2 protein-coding genes are annotated in these 2,003 nt (G+C 35.3%); both read left to right on the top strand.

Annotated elements, in window-relative coordinates:
* Positions 1 to 1,116 (top strand): hemolysin BL lytic component L1 (gene hblD, locus AC1DIT_RS27965; protein ID WP_476998590.1); only part of this gene is annotated, 1,116 nt, incomplete at its 5' end.
* A 37-nt stretch (positions 1,117 to 1,153) separates the two neighbouring features.
* Positions 1,154 to 2,003, top strand: an 850-nt coding sequence (locus AC1DIT_RS27960) for an alpha-helical pore-forming toxin family protein (protein WP_476998589.1), incomplete at its 3' end; no start/stop codon positions are given.

Genomic DNA, 2,003 nt, shown 5'->3' with positions numbered 1-2,003 from the left:
CAAGAACAAAAAGTAGGGAATTATGAATTAGGGTCTGAAGGGCTGAAGAAAGCATTAACTCAAACAGGATCTAATATTCTTGTAATGGATTTGTACGCAAAAACAATGATTAAACAACCGAATGTAAATTTATCCGGTATTGATTTAGGTTCAGAAGGAGCAGAATTACTCAAAAGCATTCACCTTAATCAGGAACTGTCACGAATTAATGCGAATTATTGGTTAGATACAGCGAAGCCGAAGATTCAAAAAACAGCGCGTAATATTGTAAATTACGATGAACAATTTAAAAATTATTACGATATATTGGAAGCTGCTGTACAAAAGAAAGATAAAGCAGAGTTAAAAGATGGAATAAATGATTTAATCACTACAATTAATACAAATTCACAAGAAGTCACAGAAGTAATTAAGATGTTACAAGACTTCAAAACAAAACTGTATGACAATTCTATAGGGTTTAAAAATAATGTTGGTGGCCCAGATGGGCAAGGTGGATTAACGGCACTATTAGCTGGAAATAATGCACTGATTCCACAACTTCAAGCTGAAATTGAGAAGCTACGTTCTACTCAGACAGAGCATTTTAACAATGTATTAGCATGGTCAATTGGTGGTGGATTAGGAGCAGCCATTTTAGTTATTGCAGCCATTGGAGGAGCGGTAGTAATTGTTGTGACTGGCGGTACAGCAACACCAGCTGTTGTTGGTGGACTTGCAGCTCTCGGTGCAGCTGGTATCGGTTTAGGAACAGCTGCTGGTGTCACGGCGTCTAAGCATATGGACTCCTATAACGAAATTTCTAAAAAAATCGGAGAATTAGGTACGAAAGCCGATCTTGCTAGCCAAGCAGTTATTTCGCTTACGAACGCAAAAGCAACTTTGACAGATCTGTATCAAACAGTGGATCAAGCGATACTGTCTCTAACAAATATCCAACAACAATGGAATAAAATGGGGGCCAATTATACAGATTTACATGATAATATCGACTCTATGCAAGAACATAAAYTYTCTTTAATACTTGATGATTTAAAAGCTGCTAAACAAAGTTGGAGTGATATTCATAAAGATGCAGAATTCATTTCGAAAGAYATCGCTTTTAMACAAGAATAGAACTTATAATCAAAACCTATATTAGGAGGAATATGAAATGCTAAATAAAATCCCTTACAAATTAATTGTTGCATCGGCGCTTTTAACTATGACAACAACTTCTGTAGTCTCACCAGTAGCAACTTATGCAAGTGAAATTGAACAAACGAACAATGGAGAGACGTCTCTTTCAGCAAATGAAGCGAAGATGAAAGAAACTTTGCAAAAGGCTGGGTTATTTGCAAAATCTATGAATGCCTATTCTTATATGTTAATTAAGAATCCAGATGTGAACTTTGAAGGAATTACTATTAATGGATATGTAGATTTACCTGGTAGAATTGTACAAGATCAAAAGAATGCAAGAGCACATGCTGTTACATGGGATACGCAAGTAAAAAAACAGCTTTTAGATACATTGACAGGCATTATTGAATACGATACAACATTTGAAAATTATTATGAAACAATAGTAGAGGCGATTAATACAGGGGATGGAGATACTTTAAAAGAAGGGATTACAGATTTACGAGGTGAAATTCAACAAAACCAAAAGTCTGCACAACAATTAATACAAGAATTAACTAAATTAAGAGACGCTATTGGACAAGATGTTAGAGCATTTGGAGGCAATAAAGAGCTCTTGCAGTCGATTTTAAAAAACCAAGGTGCTGATGTTGAGGCTGATGAAAAGCGTCTACAACAAATTTTAGACTCAGTAAACTATTATAAAAAATTAGAGTCTGATGGATTTAATGTAATGAAGGGCGCCATTTTGGGCCTACCGATAATTGGTGGTATCATAGTGGGTATCGCAAGAGATAATTTATCTAAGTTAGAGCCTACATTAGCAGAATTACGTCAGACTGTAGATTATAAAACAACATTAAATCGTGTAGTTGGAGTTG

It is taken from the genome of Bacillus sp. 05T22, assembly GCF_056396765.1.
Note: the sequence above shows the minus strand (reverse complement) of the source record. Positions and strands in the feature narration are given on the sequence as shown.